Origin of the sequence: Aurantimonas sp., assembly GCF_964217435.1 — a bacterium.
GTDB lineage: Bacteria > Pseudomonadota > Alphaproteobacteria > Rhizobiales > Rhizobiaceae > Aurantimonas > Aurantimonas coralicida.
In genome coordinates this window covers 1-2,552 of the sequence record NZ_CAXPJM010000026.1, presented here as the reverse complement: position 1 = coordinate 2,552, position 2,552 = coordinate 1, and the positions used below count along the sequence as shown (strand labels likewise).

Here is a 2,552-nt window from a genome sequence, read left to right as displayed (position 1 = left end):
TTTTTAATGATACGGCGACCACCGAGATCTACACAGTCTGTGACACTCTTTCCCTACACGACGCTCTTCCGATCTCGCCCCGGGAGACCGGCGGCGCGTCGTCACCGATGCTTCTCCCGATGGGCGGGAGGGGGATTGCGGTGATCAAGCTTGGGGAGATGATGATGATCCTGGATCTGCATCGGCAGGGCCTTACGGTATCGGCGATCGCCAGGGCGACGGGCGCCGACCGCAAGACGGTGCGCAAATATCGAGCGCGGGCTGGAGGCCCCGGCATACGGGCCTCGCAAACCGCGACAGGCGGTCATCGATCCCTTCACCGCCTATCTGCGCGAGCGCCTCACCCGCTATCCGGGACTGACCGGCAGCCGTCTCTTTCGGGAGCTGAAGGATCACGGCTATGGCGGCGGCTACACGGCCGTCACCGATTTCCTGCGCGACATCCGGCCCGCGGCCGGGGAACAGGGCTTCGAGGTCCGTTTCGAGACGCCGCCTGGTGAGCAGGCGCAGGTTGACTTCGCACAATTCCAGGTCGTCTTTACCGATGAGCCGACAACACCGCGGATCGTCTGGCTGTTCTCCATGGTGCTCGGCTTCAGCCGGTTCATCTGGGCGCGCTTCGTCGTCCATCAGGATCTGCCGACGGTCCTGCGCTGTCACGCCGCCGCCTTCGACGCCTTGGGCGGCGCTCCGCGTGAGGTGCTCTACGATAGGATTAAGACAGCGGTGATCGGCGAGGCCGAGACCGGCGGGATCGTTTACAATCGGGCCCTCGTCGACCTCGCCCGCACTACGGCTTCCATCCCAAGGCCTGCAAGCCCTACGGGGCCAAAAATCAAGGGCAAGGTCGAGCGGCCGTTCCGCTACATCCGCGAGGACTTCTTCCTCGCCCGATCCTTCCGCAATCTGGAGGATCTGAACGGGCAACTCCGACATTGGCTCGACACCGTCGCAAACCCCAGAAGGCAGGCCACCACGCGGCGTATCGCCAGCGAGGCTTTTGCCGAAGTGCGGGCATCGTTGCGGTCGTTGCCCCTGGCACCGTTCCGCTCGGTCCTGAAGCTCGAGCGGCGCATCAGCCGCGAGGGCATGGTCAGCGTCGGCGGTAACTTTTATTCCGTCCCCGACGCCACCAAGCGCCGCACCGTCGAGGTCCACACCCTGGCCGACGAGGTCCGTATCTTCGAAGATGGAACCCTGATCGCCGCCCATCCCGTTCTCGAAGAGCGGCATCAACGCCGCGTCGAGCCAGGCCATCGTCGCTTCCACCCGGGGCGGCGCCATAATGGCCAGCACGAGATCAGCGCCGTCCTTCACGGCGCCGGCGACAATGTTCCCCAGCGCCCGCTCGCCTTCTACGACGCTGTCGGTCGGGCCCTGGCACAGGAGCAGCGAGCATGACGAACTCGTTGGACGTCACACCTTCGACGATCGACCGGATCCGCCACGACCTCGTCGGCCTCACAATGCCAAGAGCTCTGGAGGCACTCGATCACGTCGTGCGCCGGCTTGAGCAGGGCGAGATCGCCGCACTCGAAGCCATCGACATTCTCCTCTCCGAAGAGCTGACCCTTCGTGAGAACAGCCGGATCAAGACCGCGTTGCGCATGGGGCGGCTCGCCACTATCAAGACGCTCGCCGGCTTCGACTTCGCGTTCCAACCCTCGCTCGACCGAGATCGTATCCTCACGCTCGCCGAGCTCGGCTTCGTCGCCCGCGGCGAGGTCGTCCATTTCCTCGGACCGCCCGGCACCGGCAAGAGCCACCTCGCCATCGCTCTCGGCGTCGAAGCCGTCAAAGCCGGAAAGAGCGTCTACTTCTGCGCACTCGCAGAACTCATCGCGAGTCTCGCCCAGGCCGAACGAGAAGGGCGCCTTCGCGAGCGACTGCGCTTCTTCTGCCGTCCGGCACTCCTGGTCGTCGACGAGACCGCCTATCTCCCCGTCGTGCATGGCGGCGGCAATCTCTTCTTCCAGCTCGTCAACGCCCAATACGAGAAGGGCGCGATGATCCTCACCTCCAACCGCGGCTTCGCCGAATGGGGAGATGTCTTCGGCGATCCCGTGGAAGCCACCGCGCTCCTCGATCGCCTCCTACACCACGCCATCGTCATCCAGATCGAGGGCTCCAGCTACCGGCTTCGCCAGCATGCTGCACTGATGCCCGAGCATCTCCGTTCTAAAGCCGCCATCTCGCCGCCGACGGCCCCAACTCCTTCTCGCCCTCGGGGACGTCCTCCAAAAAAGCGCACACCTCGCCGCGACAGCCTGATCGGCCGAACTGGGGAATTTTACTTCGGCGCTTTTGGGGAAAATTCAGTCGGCATTGACGGATGGCGGCGAGTTTGGGCACCTTTGGCCCGATCTGGTCGGCGACGGAACGCCATTGCAGGCTGGCGCCGGTCATGCCCATCGCCTTGACCAGGTCGTCGACCTAGCGCGTCGAGATGTCCTGGACATAGGCCTCTTGAATGACAGCCGTCAGGGCCTTCTCGGCCATGCACGGTGGCTCGAGAAAGCCGGGAAAGTAGCTGCCCCTGCGCAGCTTCGGAA

At 64.3% G+C, this 2,552-nt stretch carries 1 protein-coding gene and 3 pseudogenes; 3 read left to right on the top strand and 1 reads right to left on the bottom strand.

Annotated features, from left to right (window positions below):
* Window positions 1-107: 107 nt before the first annotated feature.
* The 3 genes and pseudogenes from ACEQX1_RS11010 to istB form a co-directional block, all read left to right on the top strand.
* Window positions 108-275, top strand: a pseudogene (locus tag ACEQX1_RS11010) (helix-turn-helix domain-containing protein); the annotation flags it as partial.
* The gene (istA, locus tag ACEQX1_RS11005) at window positions 250-1,401 is read left to right on the top strand and encodes an IS21 family transposase (protein ID WP_370196827.1); all 1,152 of its coding nucleotides are present in this window, start codon (window positions 250-252) and stop codon (window positions 1,399-1,401) included. The pseudogene ACEQX1_RS11010 and the gene istA, both read left to right, overlap by 26 nt.
* Window positions 1,398-2,243 (top strand): annotated as a pseudogene (istB, locus tag ACEQX1_RS11000) (IS21-like element helper ATPase IstB); the annotation flags it as partial. The gene istA and the pseudogene istB, both read left to right, overlap by 4 nt.
* Before the next feature lie 193 nt (window positions 2,244-2,436).
* Here istB and ACEQX1_RS10995 read toward each other — a convergent pair.
* Window positions 2,437-2,552: pseudogene (locus ACEQX1_RS10995) on the bottom strand (transposase); the annotation flags it as partial.